The 19,722-nt window shown below is 46.6% G+C and carries 18 protein-coding genes and 1 pseudogene; 14 read left to right on the top strand and 5 right to left on the bottom strand.

What is annotated here, in order from left to right; genetic code table 11:
- Nucleotides 1-70 precede the first annotated feature (70 nt).
- Nucleotides 71-727 (bottom strand): TetR/AcrR family transcriptional regulator, encoded by a 657-nt coding sequence (locus tag B2M23_RS04520; protein ID WP_052237182.1) that lies wholly within the window; start codon nt 725-727, stop codon nt 71-73.
- Between the two features lie 243 nt (nt 728-970).
- On the opposite strand from B2M23_RS04520, the gene B2M23_RS04525 reads away from it, so the two are divergent.
- The 7 genes from B2M23_RS04525 (at nt 971) to B2M23_RS04545 (ending at nt 6,465) form a co-directional block, all read left to right on the top strand.
- Entirely contained in the window at nt 971-2,131 is a 1,161-nt protein-coding gene (locus tag B2M23_RS04525; protein WP_038351917.1) for a uroporphyrinogen decarboxylase family protein, read from the top strand.
- 43 nt (nt 2,132-2,174) lie between these two features.
- Complete coding sequence (locus B2M23_RS21085) at nt 2,175-2,321, top strand: hypothetical protein (protein ID WP_167617736.1); 147 nt, start codon at nt 2,175-2,177, stop codon at nt 2,319-2,321.
- Nucleotides 2,322-2,345: 24 nt separating this feature from the next.
- On the top strand, nt 2,346-3,758 hold the full coding sequence (locus tag B2M23_RS04530) for an SLC13 family permease (protein WP_038351916.1): 1,413 nt from the start codon (nt 2,346-2,348) through the stop codon (nt 3,756-3,758).
- Nucleotides 3,759-3,780: 22 nt separating this feature from the next.
- A complete protein-coding gene (locus B2M23_RS04535; protein WP_038351915.1) occupies nt 3,781-4,953 on the top strand; it encodes a uroporphyrinogen decarboxylase family protein in 1,173 nt (390 codons plus the stop codon).
- A gap of 23 nt (nt 4,954-4,976) precedes the next feature.
- The gene (locus B2M23_RS21090; protein WP_167617738.1) at nt 4,977-5,114 is read left to right on the top strand and encodes a hypothetical protein; all 138 of its coding nucleotides are present in this window, start codon (nt 4,977-4,979) and stop codon (nt 5,112-5,114) included.
- Between the two features lie 314 nt (nt 5,115-5,428).
- Nucleotides 5,429-5,710 carry a CD3324 family protein gene (locus B2M23_RS04540; protein ID WP_038351914.1) on the top strand — a complete coding sequence of 94 codons (282 nt, stop codon included), beginning with the start codon at nt 5,429-5,431 and terminating at the stop codon, nt 5,708-5,710.
- 203 nt (nt 5,711-5,913) lie between these two features.
- Nucleotides 5,914-6,465 (top strand): DUF1062 domain-containing protein, encoded by a 552-nt coding sequence (locus B2M23_RS04545; RefSeq protein WP_038351913.1) that lies wholly within the window; start codon nt 5,914-5,916, stop codon nt 6,463-6,465.
- A 135-nt stretch (nt 6,466-6,600) separates the two neighbouring features.
- Here B2M23_RS04545 and B2M23_RS04550 read toward each other — a convergent pair whose 3' ends face one another.
- Nucleotides 6,601-7,104, bottom strand: coding sequence for an HD domain-containing protein (locus B2M23_RS04550; RefSeq protein WP_038351912.1), 504 nt, complete (start codon nt 7,102-7,104; stop codon nt 6,601-6,603).
- Nucleotides 7,105-7,537: 433 nt separating this feature from the next.
- Here B2M23_RS04550 and B2M23_RS04555 point away from each other — a divergent pair, with 433 nt between their 5' ends.
- A complete protein-coding gene (locus tag B2M23_RS04555) occupies nt 7,538-8,743 on the top strand; it encodes an ammonium transporter (protein WP_052237181.1) in 1,206 nt (401 codons plus the stop codon).
- A 63-nt stretch (nt 8,744-8,806) separates the two neighbouring features.
- On the opposite strand, the gene B2M23_RS04560 is transcribed toward B2M23_RS04555, so the two are convergent.
- Nucleotides 8,807-9,955, bottom strand: a complete 1,149-nt coding sequence (locus B2M23_RS04560; protein ID WP_038351911.1) for a M20 family metallopeptidase — start codon at nt 9,953-9,955, stop codon at nt 8,807-8,809.
- Between the two features lie 139 nt (nt 9,956-10,094).
- On the opposite strand from B2M23_RS04560, the gene B2M23_RS04565 reads away from it, so the two are divergent.
- The 4 genes and pseudogenes from B2M23_RS04565 to B2M23_RS21515 all read left to right on the top strand — a co-directional run bounded on the left by B2M23_RS04565 (nt 10,095) and on the right by B2M23_RS21515 (nt 14,766).
- Complete coding sequence (locus B2M23_RS04565; RefSeq protein ID WP_110060330.1) at nt 10,095-11,447, top strand: MATE family efflux transporter; 1,353 nt, start codon at nt 10,095-10,097, stop codon at nt 11,445-11,447.
- A 181-nt stretch (nt 11,448-11,628) separates the two neighbouring features.
- Complete coding sequence (locus B2M23_RS04570; protein WP_038351909.1) at nt 11,629-12,414, top strand: electron transfer flavoprotein subunit beta/FixA family protein; 786 nt, start codon at nt 11,629-11,631, stop codon at nt 12,412-12,414.
- Between the two features lie 12 nt (nt 12,415-12,426).
- Nucleotides 12,427-13,269 (top strand): annotated as a pseudogene (locus tag B2M23_RS21510) (electron transfer flavoprotein subunit alpha/FixB family protein); the annotation flags it as partial.
- Nucleotides 13,270-13,623: 354 nt separating this feature from the next.
- Entirely contained in the window at nt 13,624-14,766 is a 1,143-nt protein-coding gene (locus tag B2M23_RS21515) for an acyl-CoA dehydrogenase (RefSeq protein ID WP_038351959.1), read from the top strand.
- Nucleotides 14,767-15,079: 313 nt separating this feature from the next.
- On the opposite strand, the gene B2M23_RS04580 is transcribed toward B2M23_RS21515, so the two are convergent.
- A complete protein-coding gene (locus B2M23_RS04580) occupies nt 15,080-15,967 on the bottom strand; it encodes an amidohydrolase family protein (protein ID WP_038351908.1) in 888 nt (295 codons plus the stop codon).
- Nucleotides 15,968-16,095: 128 nt separating this feature from the next.
- On the opposite strand from B2M23_RS04580, the gene B2M23_RS04585 reads away from it, so the two are divergent.
- On the top strand, nt 16,096-16,734 hold the full coding sequence (locus tag B2M23_RS04585) for an HAD-IA family hydrolase (RefSeq protein ID WP_038351907.1): 639 nt from the start codon (nt 16,096-16,098) through the stop codon (nt 16,732-16,734).
- A gap of 69 nt (nt 16,735-16,803) precedes the next feature.
- Here B2M23_RS04585 and B2M23_RS04590 read toward each other — a convergent pair whose 3' ends face one another.
- On the bottom strand, nt 16,804-18,402 hold the full coding sequence (locus B2M23_RS04590; protein ID WP_038351906.1) for an L-serine ammonia-lyase, iron-sulfur-dependent, subunit alpha: 1,599 nt from the start codon (nt 18,400-18,402) through the stop codon (nt 16,804-16,806).
- A 150-nt stretch (nt 18,403-18,552) separates the two neighbouring features.
- Between B2M23_RS04590 and B2M23_RS20885 the strand changes: the two genes are divergently transcribed.
- Entirely contained in the window at nt 18,553-19,710 is a 1,158-nt protein-coding gene (locus B2M23_RS20885) for an aldo/keto reductase (protein WP_038351905.1), read from the top strand.
- The last annotated feature ends 12 nt before the right edge of the window (nt 19,711-19,722 follow it).

Consider the following 19,722-nt stretch of genomic DNA (forward strand, 5'->3'; position numbering starts at 1 on the left):
TTGTATTATTTTAAACAGAAGAAATGAAGGTCTCGATTGTTGTAGATCAACCCGCTCACAGCCGAAAATTTTAAATCAATAGCCGAATTTGTGAAAAGTCGTTTTTCCGTTCAAACTCCATTGCGTTAAATAAGAAAGCGCGCATTAGATTTTCATCAATTTTATAGAGCCGGCATCTGAAAATATTGATCGTTGTAAAATAATCCCAAAAATCATTTTCCTCTGGATTTTCGATCATACGGATCGTAAGTTCGCGGCGCAGGCCATACTCGGCGTATAGAATGTCCTGAAGCTCCTTTTCAGAAATATCAAGTTTTAATTCAGTAATAAACTGCCTTACAAAACGGATTAAATTATTGTCAAGATAGAGAGAAAGCTGTTTTTTTTTCAAATTGTCTAAATAGAATCTTGTCGTATTTTTGTCCCGGAGCCGTGCGCGGAAGTCGACGAGACTGTTGATGGTGTTCCGTTCGAGTGCAGAAGCTTTATGTTCAAGATGAGTTGATACAAAGGTATAGGATTCTAAAAAAAGATCATCATAGATCGCTTTGACAAGATCATCTTTGGTTTTATAGTAATACGCCAAATTACCTGTCCGTATATCAATTTTATCGCAGATTTCTTTTATCGTTGTTTTTTCATAGCCTTTTTCATAAAAAAATTCTTTTGCTGTTTGAAGAATTAACTTTTGAGTTTTTAAACCTCTCTTAGATTTCGATACAGCCATTTTTTCAGCCTACTTTCCAGATTTTCTTTTACTTGTTTAAGCCCATTATACTACAGCATTACTATATTTATCCATAATTTATCATAAAAATCTGAAGAAAATGCCCGAAAAAACTTATTTTTACATTTTTAAAATAGGTTTTTTAAGAAAAAATATAAAAGTATTGACAAAATACGAAATAAAGATACAATTTAATTATAAATAAATAGGCGAAAATAATAAAAAGCCTAAATCGGAGGAGAAATGGGAGAACAGAAATTTACAGAAAGCCAGGCTGAGCGGATAGAATTATTTCAAGACGTTTATGAGGGAAGGATTCCTAAACGGGTTCCTGTTGAGGTGTCGGTTTCATGGGAAGCGGCAATTTGCTATTCCGGTCTTGAACTGAAAGAAGCGCAGTGGAATACAGAACTTTACGAGGTATTCTTTGATAAGGTTTGTAAGGAATTTAAAACGGATAAATCGCCGATCATGCCAACATTGAGAAATCCGGCTCATTACTGGCTGCTTGGTTCAAAGGCAATTATAATGAGTGAATCCGGATATATGCAGCATCCTGAAATATATTGCCTGGAACCGGAGGAATATGACCTTTTTATTGAAGACCCATACAAATGTATGGTTGAAAAACTTCTTCCACGGCTTTATGAAGGGCTGGATGCCGGCAAAGATGAAAAGGCGCTGAATTTAGCCCGGGCTTTTCATGCGAAGAACAGAACGGGTGCGGTCATGGGAGCAACCATGGCGAAGATGATTAAAAAATATCAGTTTGCTGCTTTTCCAGCAGGTGGGATGACCGAGGCGCCCTTTGATTTTCTGGCGGATTTCATTCGTTCTTTTAGCGGCATTGCAAAAGATATCCGAAGATATCCGGAGAAGGTGCTTAAGGCGTGTGATGCAGTTCTGCCGCACATGCAGAAATTAGCGGTTGCGCCAAGTTCTTCCCGGTATTCAAGAACCTTTATACCGCTGCACATGGCTCCGTTCATGCGCCCAAAAGATTTTGATCAATTTTGGTGGCCAACCTTTAAAAAACTAATGGATTATATCGCTGAGAAAAATGTAGGGGTAAAGGCTTTTGTGGAACATGACTGGGGAGATAAAATTGATCATCTGGGTGAACTCGGCAGCCGGGTTGAGTTTCAATTTGAATATGGTGATCCCCAAAAGATCAAACAGACATTGGGAAATAAGCATATTATATCGGGATTATATCCGATCACCCTGCTCCAGACTGGTACCGAAAAAGAATGTACCGATAAGGCAAAGGCTTTGCTCGATGTGCTTGCTCTGGATGGCGGATATATTTTTAATACAGATAAAACAATATACTCTTTAGAAGGTAAAATCGCGGATAACCTCAAAGCAGTAATTGAAACTGTAAAAACCTACGGCCGCTATTAAACGTATACGGTACAGACAATTTAATGACAGGAGGTGAAAACAAATGCAGTCCGCATATTATCATAACTATGAGGAAGAATATAAACGTAGCAGCTCTCAATTAAATTCAGACGATGAATTTGATGCTTCACAGTATGTTCAGCCCTATGAAGAAGATTTATACCGGTTTATTTTCAGTTTGTTTTTATAGAGTGCATAAAGAGGAGGATCCGAAATGCAGCAGGATAACAAAATAAAAAAACAACAGATAATTGGCATGCTGGTCAGCATTGCAATTGTCATTATTATGTATTTTATGCCGGCACCGGCAGATCTGGGGGTAGCTGGATGGCGAACGATCAGTATTTTGCTGGTCTTTCTGATTCTGCTTGTAACCGAAGCCTTTCCGGCTGGGGTTATCTGTATCATTACTTTGATATTGATGCCTGTGTTGGGAGCGGTTCCAAGTATTGGAGATGGGTTTACAGGATTTGCGAATCCCGTTACCTTTTTTATTCTGGCATCCTTTGGGATTTCAGCGGCGATCGCCAAAATGCCGATTGCCCATCGAATTCTATTGGTTATTATCAGACTGTTGAAAGGGAGTACCCAGGGAATTATCTTTGGAATCATGGTGTGTACAGCGTTGTTTTCATCCATGGTATCGAATATTCCGACAACAGCCATTTTTATGGGAATCGCGTTGGGGTTCCTTGATATTTTTGAAGATGAAGATGAAAAGAAGCGAACCGGTAAGGCGCTGATGATTGCCATTCCAGTCAGCGCAATGGTTGGTGGCGTTATGACGCCGGCCGGCTCATCACTTAACTTGCTGGTTATTGGTATGCTTGAGCAAATGACAGGTATTACAGTCAGCTTTGTTCAATGGATGGTGTTTGGAATACCGCTTGCGATTGTGATACTTCCGGCTGCTTGGCTGATTATTACCAAGGTTTATCATCCGGCAGACATGGACCCAGATCGTTTGAAGGCTTACGTCAATACGCTGAATACACATGACAAGATGGACATAAAGGAAAAATTTGTTATCCTGGTAACGTTGATCATGCTGGTGTGCTGGATCGCCAGTTCCTGGTTCCCTGTATTTAATGTGACAATGGTCGCTTTGTGTGGATTATTCTGTCTCTTTTTACCAAAGATCGGTGCGCTTACATGGGATGAATTTGTAAAAAGTGTCAGTTGGCAGGTCTTCTTTCTGGTGGGTACGGTGCTTACACTGGGTACGGCCATTTCAGCCAATGGGATTGGAAACTGGCTGGTTGCATCGTTTATGCCGGAACAAATGAGCATCACAGGGCCAATTCTTATTGCGATCTGCGGCTTCATTGGTTTTGCGATGCTGATCGTTGTTCCAGTCGCACCGGCGTTCATTGCTGTTTTAGCACCAGCCATGATTTCTGTTGCTGCAAACTGTGGATACAGCCCGGCAATTCTGATGATTATTCTCGGGATCTGTGCTGGCAATGCCTATTTACTGCCGCTCGATACAGTTCCAATGATTACCTATTCCAAAGGTTTTTACAAGATGAGCGAGATGCCGAAATCAACCGCTCTTATTCAGGTAATACTGGTTATTTTGATGGCGGTATGGTTCCCGTTAGCTGGAAGTATCGTTGGATTTATTTAAGGACATGAGGTGAAAGTTTAAAATGGAAAATAAAAATAGCGGATATCAAAAACGACTTGAACGCTGCGAAAAAGCAATTCAGAGAAAAGCGCCGGACAGGGTGCCTGTCGTGGCGAATATTTATGCATGGGCAGAAAATTACTATGGCTACAGCGTTAAAGAGGTTTATGACACAAAACCAGAACTTACCTATGATGTTCATTCGCGTCTGGCTAAAGAATTTGATTTTGACGCATTCTTTACCATGGGAAATAATGTACCGATTCCAGCTACAAACGCACTTGGCGGCGGACATTATATCGTAACGGAAAAGGGCCTGCAGGTTTCAAACCTCAGTTGTAATGTTATGAATGAAGATGAATATCCATTGCTGGCAAAAGATCCAGCTGCCTATTTTCGGGATTATTTACTGCCCCGAAAGTATCCTATCCTTAACGAGACCGGCGAAAAGGCTTACGAGGCATTGTGTGAGGCCTTTGATAAATTTGGCTGGTATATGAAAAAAACAATTGAAGCCAATATGCGCATTGAGGCAGACGGCTATCCAGTGCTGTCAAACGGAGCCATTAACCACCCGTTAGACAGTATTATGGATTTTTGCAGAGATTTTTCCGGAGTTATGACAGACATCCGCAGACACCCGGATGAGCTGAAGCACACCATGGAAAGCTTTAATGATTTTCTTATTCATAACAGCTGTGATGGGTATAGGAAGCGGGAAGATTCGGCGCACTTTCTGTTTTGCGCCACACATATCGCGCCATTTTTAAAACCAAAGGATTTTGAGGAATTCTATTTTCCTTATTTCCGCGCGCAGCTGGATTATGCAATGAATACCTGCGGCTATACCGTGGGGGTGTTTATGGAGGGCAACTGGGAGCCATACTATGAATTGCTCCAGGAGCTTCCGGATAACGATGGGAAGCTGGTCTGTCTACAGGAAAATGGCGACTGTAAAAAGTTTAAAGAGAAGCTTGGCAATAAGCTTTGTGTGTGCGGCGGTGTTCCGATCAGCCTTTTGGCCTTCGGAAGTGAAGAAGAAGTGAAAGATTGTGTGAAAAAGATGATTGATGACTGCGCAGCAGACGGAGGATTTATGATCAGTACAGACAAAGGGATTCTCACTTTAGGAGATGCAAAGTCAGAAAATATCAAAGCGATGATTGAGGCAGTCAAAATGTATGGAACTTACTAAAAAGCTGTTTGTGAGGTGGAAAAATGGAAAGCACGCAAAAAAATAATACCGTAAAAGAATTATTCGAACGTCTGAAGCGAGAAAAGACAGATAGTGAAATGCAGGAAATGGAGAGAGATAAAATAATGGATAAATTGATTTTTATCCTGACTAAGAATTGATGGGGAAGAATCATAGAAAGCATATTTGCAGTGTCAAAGGGTAAAGCTGGTTTAGATTGTAAAAACATAAAATAATATTATACTTAAAGACAAACCTCATTTTCCTTTAATAAAGGAGAATGAGGTTTTGTCTTTTTTTAGCTTGTGATAAAATTAAACAGGAAAAGACCAATGAAGAAGGAGGGGTGAAGTTTTATGCTTAATCCTATCGTTATGGTTGCGTAGGCAGGGCTGTCGCAACGGTTTATAAATTGAATAAATGCTTGTCGGTAGCTTTGCTGTTCCCGTTTGAATAACAATATCAGGAGCGCAAAATGAGCTATAAGAAGGCAACACATATTCTGCCGCGGGAGCTTCTGGAAAAGATTCAGGAGTACATTGACGGGGAGTTTCTCTACATCCCAAGAATTTCTGACAATAAAAAAGGCTGGGGCGCATCAACCTCGACCCGTCAGGAATTGAAGGAGCGTAATACCAATATCTACACAGACTATCTGGCCGGAGCGTCTATGGAAGCTCTGGCGGAGAAATACTTTTTGAGCCTGAAGAGTATCCAGAGAATTGTCGGGCAGTTAAAAAAAGAGAATAACGGCTAATGACAGCTGATTCAGTTTTACAGACTGGGTCAGCTTTTTTCTTATGTTTATTTATGAAAAGAGTATTAGGTAGGGTGCACAGAAGCATCATGCTACAATGGATTCATAAAAGAAATATGAATCAGGGAGGCACAGGATGAAAAGAATTTGTGACAATCCACCTTATTAGGCTTCTTTCTTATAATAGTGAAAGGAGCCAGACAATGAAAAAAATTATCTGGAAAATAGAACCCCTTGGGCCGCCCTTGGTGTTAAGGCATTGCAAAAAATGCGGTAAAACGTCAGAGTTTAGCTGTTCGGGACAATTTCGTGTCAATGCCCAGCGGAAATATCTGGATGTTTGGCTGATTTACAAATGCGCAAAATGTGATACGACCTGGAACGCGGCGGTTTATTCACGTGTTTCGCCACAGGCGTTGAACGCTGATTTGCTGGAAGGCTTTTACAGCAATGAAGAAGGGCTTGCCCGGCAGTATGCCATGGATTTTCAATTTCTGAAAGGAAACGGCGCCGATGTCCTTCGGCCATCCTGCTCTGTTTTGGGCGATATTCCCGTATCCGGAGAAGTATCAGAGGTGGAGATACAAAGCGAATACCCATTTCCAGTCAAGGTTTCCACATTGGTGCGGGATAAGCTGTGCCTGTCACAGAAGGATTATCTGGAACAGGTCACAGAGGGCAAGATCAGGAGCAGCGCAGGTCAGGATCTGCGGAAATGCAGGCTGAAAAATGGAATGGTCCTTATTTTTCAGTAAGACAATAAATTTCAATTCAACAGACATACGCTGGATAATACCATATGGAGAAGAACCTCTTACATTGGGTAAGAGGTTCTTTTTTTGTGAATTAGAGACAGTGCAGATCTGCCCGCTGAGAAAACAGTTGACGGTTTAAGTGCGATGATCTTTCAGGTACAGGCGTTCAAGGAGATATTTTCCGGTTTGTGTTTTAAAATATCGGCTGCCAAAGCTTTGGATTGACTCAGGAGACAGGCTGCGATCATAGGCGTTGACAAGAAAATCCGCTTCGATAAGAACCTGATAGTCTAAGCCTGCAATGGTGTTATAGGTATGGTGATGAGCAACAAGATAGCAGACACGATCAATGATATTCGATGGATAATCAAGGCTTTCAAGTACCTTTCGGGCTTCGGCGGGGCCTTCCTGCTCTTGCAGCTTGCCGTTACTTTGACCATATTTTGCTTCACTGATCTTACTTCCGATATCGTGGACAATTGCAGCGGTTTCAAGGATAGTCGCCGTGCAAGGGTCAAGCTGCTCACAACTGCTGATAGCTTGGGCAAATCCCAGTACTTTGAGAAAATGATGGATTCGTCTTGGGTCATTTGCCAGGTAATCGCTCATCTCGAGAATCAATTGAGATTGGTTAAGCATTGTATATTCCTTTCTTTGTTTCGATAAAGATTATTGCAAGTATACATTGCAGTGCAGTAAAAAGACAGCGTATTTGCAACGGAATAGTGGAATTTGTTATAAAATGCGGTTTTACACAAAAAAGAAGGGAGTTTTGCGTGTATAAAAAGGTTTTAGATGGATTTGATGGGAAAATTCTCAAATTATTTTACAATAAAGGTCGTGGAAATCAATTTTTATGACTTGAAAAATAATTTCACGAAAATCAAAAAATCATAATTTATGAGAAAAGATAATAAGCAGTTAGACTTTGCACTAGAAAAGTAAAAATTCGACAAAAATAATTATAAGATTTATAAACATAAAATTTACAAAGGGTCTGTTTGACAGATAAAGTAAAAGCTGATAATCTTGAATGTAAATTTTGTATGATTTATGAGGAGAAAAGGGAAGTATGATTAATTTTGCGGATACAGGGTTTATTCTTGTCTGTGCGGCAATGGTGTGCCTGATGACACCGGCGTTAGCTGTTTTTTACGCTGGACTGCTGAGAAAAGGAAATATCGTTGATATTATGTTTCAGTGCTTTATTGCCATGGGTATTGTGACGGTTCTTTGGTTTATGGGTGGTTTCAGCCTGATTTTTGGCGATGATGTTTCGGGAATAATCGGTAATCTGGAATTTGCATTTTTACAGAATGTCAGTCTGGCGTCCTCAGCACTCTGGGCTCCGACGATTCCGTTTATTGCGTTTTTTGTCTTTCAGCTGATGTTTGCACTGGTGACACCAGCGCTTATCTGCGGCGCGGTGGCAGAGCGTATGACGCTTAAAAGCTACATGGTATTTCTGACGCTGTGGAGCTTTCTGGTTTATATTCCGGTAGCACATTGGGTATGGGGCGGAGGATTTTTGTCTCAGATGGGTCTGGCAGATTTTGCCGGTGGTACAGTGGTTCATATGAGCGCAGGATTCTCGGCTCTGGCGGCAGTGCTTGTAATCGGCGGCCGAAAAAAACGTGATTATACTCCGCATAACATGGTCTATGTCGCTATTGGCGCAGGGCTTTTATGGTTTGGATGGTTTGCCTTTAACGGAGGAAGCGCTCTGGCGGCCAATGAAATTGCAGCAATGACCATCACCAATTCACAGATTTCGGCGGGCTTTGGACTTATGACCTGGGTGATTGCCAGCTGGATACAGGAAAAACATCCCAGTGTTCTCGGTGCAATGATGGGGGCTTTGGCAGGACTGGTATGTATAACGCCAGGGTCAGGATTTGTGGAACCGTGGGCGGCAGCGATAATTGGTGTCGTGGGCACGCTGTGCTGTTATGGGATGATTCAGATGCGTATTAAAAAGAATCTGGATGATACACTGGATGTTTTTGGGCTGCATGGAGTCGGAGGCACCGTTGGAATTATTATGACGGGTCTTTTCGCGAGTCCTGCGATCAATGCTGTAACGGGTGCGGTTTATGGCAATCCGGGGCAGCTGCTGACACAGCTTGCCGGCGCGGTTATCGTCATGCTTTACAGCTTTGTGCTAACCATTGTCATGCTTAAAATAATCGGCCGTTTTACACCGCTGAGGGTTTCGGAGCAGATGGAATCAGCTGGGATTGACGAAGCGTACTACAAGGAAAAAGGAATCGTGGAATAAAATCTGTCCATATTTTACTGCCCTGCCGTATTGGCAGGGCACATTGTTTTTTTGGCAAGCAGCCTAAAAAAACAGAATCCTGTTTGCCAGGTCGGTCAGTACATTTTCACATCGGGCGATATCTGCCAGGGGAACGTACTCATCGGGCTTGTGGGCCAGCTCAAGGTCACCGGGGCCGTAGGAAAGACAATTGTGATTATTCAGTTTTCCCGCGATAACGGCGGTATCGGTATAGCCGGGGAAAAAGCTGATTTGGGCTGGACTGCCGGTTACGGCTGCGCAGCTTTCTTTCAGCATTTTTAAAAGGTAGGAGTGCTCATCTTTTTCCACAAAAGGACGGTCACCGGTAATTTTATAATGGCCATGGACTCCAGGAATCTGCTTTTCTGCCCGGCATATGGCTGATTTTACAATGGATTCCGCAGCAGCAGTGGTGGTAGGCGGCACGAGGCGCATATCAATGGTGACTGTGCAGTGATCCGGGACCACATATGGGCGGTAACCGCCGTTTATCTGCCCGAAGGTGACAGTAGAGTGGCCGAGGTCATGATGGGGCGCTGTTGCCTCAATTCCTTTCCGTACAGCAACAATCATTTCTGCCATGGCAGAAATGGCATCCGCCCCTTTCCAGGGTGTGCTGGCATGGGCGGTTACGCCGTCTGCCGTCAGTTCAAACCAGGTGCGTCCTTTGTGGGCAACCTGAATTTGCCCGTTTGTGGGCTCGGTGTCCAATACCCAGCTTTTCTCAGTTACCCAGCCTGAGGCGATGGCCGCCTCCACACCGCGCATATAGTCTTCTTCATCGATTGTTCCGATGAAAACAAAGGAGTGGCGCGGCTGTTTTCTGGAAGCGGCGGCTTTAAGAAAAGCGGATAGGGCGCAGGCCAGACCGGATTTCATATCGCAGGCGCCTCTGCCGTAAAGCCGTCCGTCCTTTATCTCGGCAGAGAGCGGTGGGACACTCCAGCCCTCTCCCAATGTCACAGTATCCATATGGCAGATATAAATAAGTGCTGGATCGTCAATTTCTCCTTTGATTTTTCCCATGACATTAAAACGGCCGGGCAGAACCTCTTCTTTGACAACAGGAATGCCTGATGACTTCAGAAGCTCTGCGATTTTATGGCTGATGGCCCCCTCATATGCACCGGGATCTGAGCTGTCTATACGGACAAGCTCCTGGGTCAGTGTCTGTGCATTTATGGTATTCATAGAAACCTCCTGATTGTTCGATAAATTCTTTTTATATTATATAATAAATTTTCTAAAATGGAAAGAAAAACAATAAAAGATTCTTAAATCATTCCATGAAGGTTAATGTTATAATATTACAATAAAGGGAGGGATGTCTGTGGAAAAACAGAATGACTTTACTCAAGGGAGCATATCCGGCAATATTATGCGCCTAGCATTTCCGATGATGGCGGCACAGCTGATTAATGTGCTGTACAGCGTGGTTGACCGCGTCTATATCGGCCATTTACCGGATGCTTCGACACTTGCTCTGACAGGTCTGGGTCTTACCTTTCCCATTATTATGATCATTACGGCTTTTGCCAACCTTTTTGGCATGGGCGGCGCGCCGCTCTGCTCCATTGCCAGGGGGAAAGGAGATGACCGAAGGGCAGAGCGCATTATGGGGAATTCCTTTGCCATGCTGCTCATCACCGGCGTTTTGCTCATGATCGTATGCCTGATTTTTAAGAGGCCGATTTTATACGCCTTTGGCGCCAGTGACCAAACCTTTCCATACGCTGACGATTATGTTGAAATATATCTCTGCGGCAGTCTCTTTGTGATGATCGGCCTGGGAATGAACAGCTTCATCAATTCACAGGGATTTGCAAAAATTGGAATGATGACTGTAGCGCTCGGAGCAGTGGTTAATATTCTGCTGGACCCGGTATTTATTTTTATCTTTGGTTTAGGCGTCAAGGGTGCAGCCCTGGCGACAGTGCTGTCTCAGCTGCTTTCAGCCCTCTGGGTTTTACGCTTTCTGACAGGAAAAAAAGCCATCTACCGCCTCAGTCTGAAAAGTATGAAGCTGGATTTTTCGCTGATCGGTGAGATTTCAGGCCTTGGCCTGTCGGGGTTCATCATGTCGGTCACTAACAGTGCGGTGCAGATCGTATGTAATGCGAGTCTTCAGTTTTATGGCGGAGATATTTACGTGGGCGTTATGACTGTTTTAAACTCCATTCGTGAGGTGCTCACCATGCCTGTCCAGGGGATTACCAACGGAGCGCAGCCGGTGCTCGGTTTTAATTATGGGGCTGGGGCTTATGGAAGAGTTCGGAAGGGAATTCAGTTTACAGCCATTATCGGTGTAGCGTACACTTTTATTGCCTGGTTGATTCTGATGCTTACGCCCCAGGCCTTTATTCATATTTTTAACAGTGAGCCGGAGCTTATAAGGCTTGGTGTGCCGGCTTTGTATATTTATTTTTTCGGGTTTTTTATGATGGCGCTGCAATTTTCAGGCCAGACTGTTTTTATTGCCCTGGGCAAGTCGAAGCAGGCTATTTTCTTTTCGCTGCTTCGAAAAGCGATCATTGTTATCCCGCTTACCCTGTTCCTGCCAACAGTTTTCAACCTAGGCGTCAACGGCGTTTTTCTGGCAGAGCCCATCTCCAATTTCATTGGGGGAGCTGCCTGCTTTATCACCATGATGGTCACCGTATGGTCAAAAATGAAAGAAGAATAGCCGATTAATGGTCTCTGCAAAATGCGCGTTTATTTGCAGAGACTTTTTTAGTGGATAAAATACAAACAAATGGGTAAATATATTCATGTTATAAGTTAAATGCCTGACAATTGTATTCGTTTGAGTTGTATTCAGGATATTATATTTTATTTGAAACCGATTGAGAAAAGGAGGTAATCAGATGAATGTTGCTGTATGTATTAAGCAGGTTCCCGCTGTGTCAGAAATTAAGCTGGAAAAGGGTACAAACCGAATGCTGAGAGAGGATGTGCCCGCAGTTGTAAACCTTTGTGATAAAAATGCTTTGGAGGAGGCTCTCAGGCTTCGGGAAAAGCATGGCGGCAGGGTAACGGTCTTATCCATGGGGCCGGCTCAGGCCGAGGAAGCGCTCCGGGAATGTATCGCCATGGGGGCAGATGAAGCGGTTCTGCTCTATGACGCTGCGCTGCAGGGATCGGATACTCTTGCCACCAGCCGCGTATTGGCTGCGGCGATTGATAAGCTGGGCGGCTATGATCTGGTACTCTGCGGCAAGCAGGCCAGCGACGGCGATACAGGGCAGGTAGGCCCAGGAATTGCCGAACGGCTGGACTACGCTCAGGTCACTTATGTGAACCGGCTGAAGGTTGAAGATTATGTTTTGACAGCGGAACGTGAAAATAGAGATGGTGTTGAAATCCTGCAGGTGGTATTGCCGGCGGTCTGCACTATTACGGAAAAAGCCCATGCGCCGAGACACCCCTCGATAAAGGGCAAAATGAAATCAAAAAGTGCAGAGATCCGGACGTTATCGGCGGCAGACATTGGATTAACGCCTGATGATGTTGGTTTTAAAGGCTCAGCGACCCAGGTGGTCGGCACTTTTTCACCAGTAGTTCTGGATACTGGCGTTCGGATTGACGCGAAGGATGGCCAGGAAGGCGCAAAAGACCTGTTTGAAACCCTGGAAAGCCTGGGCGTGTGGTAAGGAGGAAACATCATGAAAGAAAATGCGATTTGGATCTTTATTGAAAAAGAGGAGGAACAGATCAGGCGCGTGAGCCTTGAGCTTTTGTCCAAGGGAAAAAAGCTTAAGCACGAGGACAGCGAGCTGGTTGCTGTGGTTTTTGGCTATCTTTCCTGTGATATGACCACCGAGCTTTCAGGTTATGGAGCGGATATTATTTTAAATGTCCCGGGCGATGGCTATGAAATCTATGGTACCGACGCTTATACCGACGCGATGGAAGCCCTGATCCGGCGTTACACGCCGAATCTCCTGCTGGTGGGAGCGACCCACAATGGCCGTGACCTCTGTGGACGTCTGGCAACGCGTCTGGAGCTTGGCCTTGCGGCGGACTGCACAGAAATTGAGCTGGAAGCAAATAACGCCGCGACCTTTATCCGTCCGGCCTACGACGGTAAGGCGTTTGCCAAAATTACCATGGCAACACGTCCCCAGGTTGGCAGTGTCCACTCCGGTATTTTTGCCAAGGGCCTGCCAGTGGAAGGTTTGAAAGCTGAGGTAATCGAGGAAGACATTCCGATAAAGGAAAGCGCGCTGCGGGTGAAACTGCTGGAATACATCGAGGCTGCCTCAAAGGTCGTGGATGATCTGGAGGAAGCAGATATTGTGGTGGCTGGCGGACGCGGCCTTGGAGGCCCGGAAGGCTTTGCGGTCATTCGGGAGCTGGCAGACGCTCTGGGCGCTGCGGTCGGCGCATCGAAGCCAACGGTAGAGGATGGCTGGATTGACATAGAAAATCAGGTAGGCGTTACAGGTAAGCGAATCCACCCGAAGCTTTATATTGCCTGCGGGATTTCCGGTGCGGTACAGCATACGATGGGCATGAAGGACTCGGATATTATTGTCGCCATCAACAACGACCCAGAGGCTCCTATCTTTAAAATTGCCCACTACTGTGTGGTTGGAGATTTGTTTGAGGTAGTTCCGGCGCTGACCGATCTGATTCGTGAAAAGCGCCAGCTCAGATCGCCGGCAGAGCGGAAGCAGAATCCAACCGATACTCGGACGGCTTATTTTGAAGAAAAGACAGCCAAAAACCAGGAGCGCCAGACGACTGAAATTGGGAAGAAAGAAGAAAAAGCGGCGGTGCCTTTAGAAGAAGGTCCAAAGCGTGAGATTAAAAAGATTAATAGTGTTGATAAAACCCATGCGGACGAGGAGGAAGAAACCATGAATTTTGAACTGTCCAAGGAACATCAGGAGCTGCGTGAAATGTTCCGTGAATTTGCCCAGATGGAAGTAAAGCCCATTGCCAAAGATTTGGATGAAAAGGAACGTTTTCCGGAAGAGACCATCCCCAAGCTGGCCGAAGCCGGTATGCTGGGGATCCCCTTCCCGGAAGAATACGGCGGAGCGGGTATGGATAATCTGGCCTACGCCATGTGCGTCGAGGAAATTTCAAAGGTATGCGGTTCTACCGGGGTTATTATTTCAGCCCACACCTCCCTGTGTGCCTGGCCTATTTTTGCCTTTGGAACAGAGGAACAAAAGCGTAAATATCTGGTGCCGCTGGCGAAAGGTGAACACCTTGGAGCCTTTGGTTTAACGGAGCCGGGAGCAGGAACAGACGCGGCGGGACAAAAGACGACCGCTGTTCTTGAAGGTGACCACTATGTTTTGAACGGCAGCAAAATATTCATTACCAATGGCGGAAAAGCCGATACCTATGTTATTTTTGCCATGACGGATATCACAAAGGGCAACCATGGTATCACCGCTTTTATTGTAGAAAAGGATTTTCCGGGTTTCTCCATCGGCAAAAAGCTGGATAAAATGGGAATCCGCGGTTCCTCCACAACTGAGCTGATCTTCAAGGACTGTATTGTGCCAAAGGAAAACCTGCTCGGTGAAGTTGGAAAGGGCTTTAAGATCGCCATGAAAACCCTGGACGGCGGGCGGATTGGCATTGCCTCACAGGCTCTGGGGCTGGCGCAGGGAGCCATTGATGAAACCATCCCTTACATCAAGGGCAGAGAACAGTTTGGACAGCCTCTGTCGGCTTTCCAGAATACCCAGTTCCAGCTGGCCAACATGATTGCCAAGGTAGAGGGCGCGCGCCTGCTGGTCTATCAGGCAGCCTGCGCGAAAGATGCGGGAAAACCCTATAATCATCTTGCCGCTTTAGCCAAGCTCGTCGCGTCAGAAGCAGCGAGAGACGTTACCTGCGAGGCCGTCCAGTTATTCGGCGGCTACGGCTTTACAAGGGACTACCCGGTAGAGCGAATGATGCGTGACGCCAAAATTACCGAGATCTATGAAGGCACCTCCGAAGTCCAGCGCATGGTCATTTCCAGCTGGGCGGGAGTTAAATGAAGCTGAGTCCAGTTTTGTAAAGCAAAACTGGCAGCGAGTAAGGAGAGAGCAGCAGCGAACGAACGAGCGTAACGAAGCAAATGCCTTGTTTTGAAAAATATCAAAGAGGGAATCGAGTTTTTCTCAATAAAGACGCTGCTGCATACGAAAATGGAAAATTATGGTGTACATCCACTGAAGCGGATGTGTATAAAACGCGGCCTTTGGCCGCGGCAGCTCCCTTTCAAAGGGAGCTTTTTATTTTGGCCGCAGGCCAAAATCTCATCAAATTTGCCGCAGGCAGATTTGTACCAGAATTTTCCATTCTCCATTTTCAATTTTCCATTATAACGCCTCCCGCCCTAAACCTTTCCTGCACCGTTGCCTCTGCTTCTGCAAGCCAGGCGTCCAGAAGAGCCTGGTCAGGTACGGCCTGCCTGAAATAGCCATACTCATCAAAAACCCCCTGTGGATGCGGCACCCGGAAAGCTCCGGCGTCACTGCCAAGGGCAACGGTGGCCCCGAGGGTAAAGGCTCTCTGGATATTGGCGAGCTGCTGTTCATGGATGCTTGCCAGAACAGCGTCATTATATCGTCCGCTGCCAATGATATTACCGGTTATGGCAATGGTAGGACACCAGACTGCCCCGGTTTCCTTCAGAAGAGAAAGGCATTCCGAATCCATGAAGTTGCCATGCTCAATGCTGTCCACACCGGCCTCCAGAGCCACTTTAATATGATCGGCACCATTGACATGGTTCATGACAGAATAGCCCTCAGAATGGGCGATATGGACCATTTCAGCCACCTCCTGCCCTGGCAGCCCCGGGCAGCTTAAACGTCCGGCATGGTCGAAATCCATGATGCCGGCAGTCATGATTTTTATAAAATCACACCGTTTTGCGCGGGCTTTCTGAACAAGCCGGGCATATTCCTTCAGGCTGTCATAGGCAAAGCCGACGATTCCGCCGTAGTATCCCCGACGGTGGATGGCAAATACCGGAGTCCGGTAGTCAATGCCGTATTCTGGCGCCAGGTCGGCGGCCAGTCGTGAAACGCCCAGGTTATCGCCGCCGTCACGGATAAAGAGGACATTCCGCTTTTGGTAGGCCGACAAGACCTGCCGGATCAGGGCTTCATCGGGGCTGTTTCTGTGTTTTGCCGCTGCTTCACGGAAACATACGCCATCCATGATCATGTGGGCATGACATTCTCCAAACATACTGATCCCTTCTTCGTTTAAATTCTGAATTCTATTATACCTCCGGATTACCAGAAAACAAAGGGAAAGCTGTAAAAAAGACAGCGGAACTGCTATAATAAAGCTATTGCGATACCAGGAGGTAGAAAATGGATTACAAAGCATATCTTTTTGATTTCGATTATACACTGGCAAATTCGGAAAAGGGCATCGTCATGTGTTTCCAGCATGTTTTTGAGCGCAATGGCTTTAAAGGGATTGAGGAAGACGCCATCAAGAAAACCATCGGCTTAACCCTGGAGGAGGCATTTATGCTGCTGACGGGAATTAAGGACCGGGAAACCGTTGCGGGCTACCGGAAACAGTATGTCGAGAAATCCGACGAAGTGATGGTGGCAAACACTAAGCTGTTCCCCGAAACGCTGCCGATGCTTGGAAAATTGAAAGAGCAGGGGGTGAAAACAGGGATTATCTCCACGAAATACCGTTATCGGATCGAGAGCACCATCAGCCTTTATGGTATGGATGAGCTGATTGACCTGATTATCGGCGGCGAGGATGTGGAAGCAGCCAAACCAAGCCCAGAAGGGGTCTGGAAGGCATTGGACAGACTGGAATGTGGCAGAGAAGAAACGCTTTATATCGGTGACAGTCTGGTCGATGCCCGCACCGCTGAGAATGCAGGAGTATATTTTGCAGCTGTGACGACAGGCACAACCGCCGCTGCGGATTTTGAAACGATGCCTCACGTGAAAATTATGGAAAATTTGTCTGAGCTTGTAAAATGAACCATTAAAAAAAACGGCGTACCACCGTTTTTTTTAATGGTTCAGCAAAACAGAAAAAAAGGGATAGCGTTATTCGTGCGGCTGCCCGGCATTTTTTGCCATCGCAAGGGCAGCGGGAGTAAGGCAGAGTCCGCCGTTTCCAGTGCAGCGCAGCTCAGGTGGGAGCTGGCGGCCGACGCGGTACATTGTCTCAATGGTTTCGTCGAGAGGTATCTGGGAATCGTAGCCGCCGAGCGTCATTTCCGCGCTGGTCAGAGCATTGGAAACCGCCATGGCGTTTCGGCTGATGCAGGGAATTTCAACTCTGCAGGCAACCGGGTCACAGATAAGTCCAAGGACATTCTGGAGGGCGGTAGAGGCAGCACGCAGGGATGAGTCTGGGTCATCGTTCACGAAAGAGACCGCCATCGCTGCGGCCATGGCACTGGCAGCACCATTCTCAGCCTGACAGCCGCAAAGCTCGGCGGCAAAGGTAGCCTGCTCTGCGATAAATATGCCGATGATGCCAGCACACAGTAAGGCCTTTGCAGCTTGTTCTAAATGCCTTTGAGGTAAAGCCGGAGGGAAATAAGCGGGCATCTCTGTTTCCTGGAGCAATGCGAAAAGCACCCCGGGAAGTACACCGCAGGAGCCTGCCGTAGGTCCGGCGACCACGACGCCCATGGCGTTGCTGGCCTCCATGACCGCGGTGCTGTAGACCACTCCGTTTTGATAAGGACTGGCGGAAAGAAGCCTGCCGGCAGAAGCGGCTGCGGCCATTGACCTGGCTGAGCGGTTTGTAAGGCTTTCGCCATTCGATGCGTTTTGCAAACCAAAGTTTATGGATTGATGCATGGTTTTTACAAGCATTTTGGAATAGCTCAACACTTTCTCCGCTGCCCACCCGCTTCTGGCGGCTTCGTATTCAACTGCAGCCTGCCAGAGAGGCATGGGCTTTTTTTCTAAAAAAGCGGTGAGCGCGCCAGCGGTGCCGAAAGGCAGCTCTGCTGGTTCGTGGGCGGGTACAGGAAGGATGGCGGGAGTATAACGCAGTGTTCCCGGCGCTGTTTTTATAAGCCTTTCAATTTCAGCTGGTGGAGCAGATGTTTTCAGCGGCAGCGCATAAAAACCGTTGCCGCAGATCAGGCCTTTAGTGTCAGCAATGGCTGGGGGCAGCGTCTCCAGAAAGATTTTGTGGGCGGCCTGTGATTCTGCGGTGTAAAAGCTTGTAAGTACGGGAGTATCACCGTTGAAGTCGACAGAGGTTCCGTTGAGGGCGGTTATGCAGAACATTCCGCCGCCTGTGGAGAGGGAGGTGACGCAGAGGCGGCCGGAAGGACCTGCAAGAACAAGATCGCAGGTGTTAGGGTGCTCGCAGGCTGTGTCGGTCAGGCGGATATCAAAGGCAATGTTTTTTTCTTTAAGGCGATGGAGACTGTTTTTAAAATCGGGATGATTTAACGGCAGACCAAGAAGGCCAGCGGCAAAGGCAATATCTGATTTTTGACCTTTATAGGTGGTAGCGTACGAACTGTTTTTGGGAAAAATCAGCTGAACGGATTTATAATCCGGCATCAGACAGCCGGCAAAGTATCCGATACGTCCAGGACCGGCTGTGTGAGAGCTGGAAGGTCCAGTCATTACAGGCCCCAGTACATCATTGAAAATACTGGTTTTATAGTTTATCATAAAGAACTCCTTTAGTGGGCTGCTTTTATTGTAAGTCTGAGGAGGGATCGGGGTCAAGGAAAAAAACGTTTTCGCCGACGCAATTTTACATCTGTTATGCGGAAGAAAAGGGTGATATAATACGGTTAAACCGGGAAAGGAGCGGCTGCTATGGAATATCGAAGAATAAAAGGTGTCGGGATACCAGTCAGCGTGATTGGTTTCGGAGGCGTTTATCTGGAGGGAATGCACGGGGAGAAAATCATTGAGATGGTCCACCATGCCATGGATCTTGGCATTAACCTGATGGATCTTTACATGCCCCAGCCGGAAATAAGAGATGCGATCGGCGAGGCGATAAGGACGCACCCCGGCAAAATGCTGATACAGGGGCATTTATGTACTGTGTGTGGTGCTGATGGGCAGTATATCCGCAGCAGGAACCTGGAAGAGGTGAAGCGTTCCTTTGAGGATATGCTGGACCGGCTGAAGCAAGATTATGTGGATTTTGGGATGATTCATTTCCTGGATTCGGAAAAGGATTGTGAATCGGTAGAAAAAAGCGGTATTTTGGAGTATGCCCTGGATTTAAAGCGCCAGGGTGTTATCCGAAAACTTGGGTTTAGCTCACACAATGCCGTTACTGCCATGAAACAGGTGGAGACCGGCTTGTACGAGATGCTCATGTTCAGCCTCAATCCAGCTTATGATCTGGACCACGGACAGAGGGCGGTTGAGGACATCATGGAATTTAGAGGTGTATCTGTGGATGAAAGGGCGCTGGGGATCGCTCCGGCCAGAAGCGCTCTGTATCAGCGCTGTGAGGCCCTTGGAATTGGCATTACTGTCATGAAAGCCCTGGCTGCCGGACGGCTGCTGTCAGTGGAAAGCTCACCCTTTGGCAAAGCCATGACACCGGCACAGTGCTATCACTACGCGCTGGACCGCCCCGGAGTTGTGTCTGTGCTGCCTGGCCTTTCTTCGCTTCATGAAATTGACGAGGCGGCAGCCTACTGCCAGAGCTCTGAGGCGGAAAGGGACTACAGCGCAATTGCCGAAGAGCCGAGCTTTCAGATGCAGGGGCAATGTATGTACTGCAATCACTGCCAGCCTTGCCCCTCGGGGATTGATGTGGCGGCGGTGACCAAATATCTGGATGTCGCGCGCCAGCATGGAGGCAGAATACCGGGGGGCACAACCGAGCATTATAAAGCCCTGGCGGCGCACGCGTCAGACTGTACCGAATGCGGAAGCTGTCTGAAACGCTGTCCTTTTGGTGTGGATGTCGTTGCCAATATGCAGGAAGCCCGCCGTGTTTTTGGATTGTAAAATAAAAAACCC

This window comes from Eubacterium limosum (genome assembly GCF_000807675.2).
GTDB lineage: Bacteria > Bacillota > Clostridia > Eubacteriales > Eubacteriaceae > Eubacterium > Eubacterium limosum.

What these genes read in the sequence shown, in the direction of transcription:
- B2M23_RS04560 (WP_038351911.1), bottom strand. Translation starts at nt 9,955, where the DNA reads ATGAATACCATAAATGCACAGACACTGACCCAGGAGCTTGTCCGTATA.
- B2M23_RS20885 (WP_038351905.1), top strand. Translation starts at nt 18,553, where the DNA reads ATGGAATATCGAAGAATAAAAGGTGTCGGGATACCAGTCAGCGTGATT.
- B2M23_RS04550 (WP_038351912.1), bottom strand. Translation starts at nt 7,104, where the DNA reads ATGCTTAACCAATCTCAATTGATTCTCGAGATGAGCGATTACCTGGCA.
- B2M23_RS04525 (WP_038351917.1), top strand. Translation starts at nt 971, where the DNA reads ATGGGAGAACAGAAATTTACAGAAAGCCAGGCTGAGCGGATAGAATTA.
- B2M23_RS04530 (WP_038351916.1), top strand. Translation starts at nt 2,346, where the DNA reads ATGCAGCAGGATAACAAAATAAAAAAACAACAGATAATTGGCATGCTG.
- B2M23_RS04520 (WP_052237182.1), bottom strand. Translation starts at nt 727, where the DNA reads ATGGCTGTATCGAAATCTAAGAGAGGTTTAAAAACTCAAAAGTTAATT.
- B2M23_RS04540 (WP_038351914.1), top strand. Translation starts at nt 5,429, where the DNA reads ATGAGCTATAAGAAGGCAACACATATTCTGCCGCGGGAGCTTCTGGAA.
- B2M23_RS04535 (WP_038351915.1), top strand. Translation starts at nt 3,781, where the DNA reads ATGGAAAATAAAAATAGCGGATATCAAAAACGACTTGAACGCTGCGAA.
- B2M23_RS21090 (WP_167617738.1), top strand. Translation starts at nt 4,977, where the DNA reads ATGGAAAGCACGCAAAAAAATAATACCGTAAAAGAATTATTCGAACGT.
- B2M23_RS21515 (WP_038351959.1), top strand. Translation starts at nt 13,624, where the DNA reads ATGAATTTTGAACTGTCCAAGGAACATCAGGAGCTGCGTGAAATGTTC.
- B2M23_RS04555 (WP_052237181.1), top strand. Translation starts at nt 7,538, where the DNA reads ATGATTAATTTTGCGGATACAGGGTTTATTCTTGTCTGTGCGGCAATG.
- B2M23_RS21085 (WP_167617736.1), top strand. Translation starts at nt 2,175, where the DNA reads ATGCAGTCCGCATATTATCATAACTATGAGGAAGAATATAAACGTAGC.
- B2M23_RS04590 (WP_038351906.1), bottom strand. Translation starts at nt 18,402, where the DNA reads ATGATAAACTATAAAACCAGTATTTTCAATGATGTACTGGGGCCTGTA.
- B2M23_RS04585 (WP_038351907.1), top strand. Translation starts at nt 16,096, where the DNA reads ATGGATTACAAAGCATATCTTTTTGATTTCGATTATACACTGGCAAAT.
- B2M23_RS04545 (WP_038351913.1), top strand. Translation starts at nt 5,914, where the DNA reads ATGAAAAAAATTATCTGGAAAATAGAACCCCTTGGGCCGCCCTTGGTG.
- B2M23_RS04570 (WP_038351909.1), top strand. Translation starts at nt 11,629, where the DNA reads ATGAATGTTGCTGTATGTATTAAGCAGGTTCCCGCTGTGTCAGAAATT.
- B2M23_RS04580 (WP_038351908.1), bottom strand. Translation starts at nt 15,967, where the DNA reads ATGTTTGGAGAATGTCATGCCCACATGATCATGGATGGCGTATGTTTC.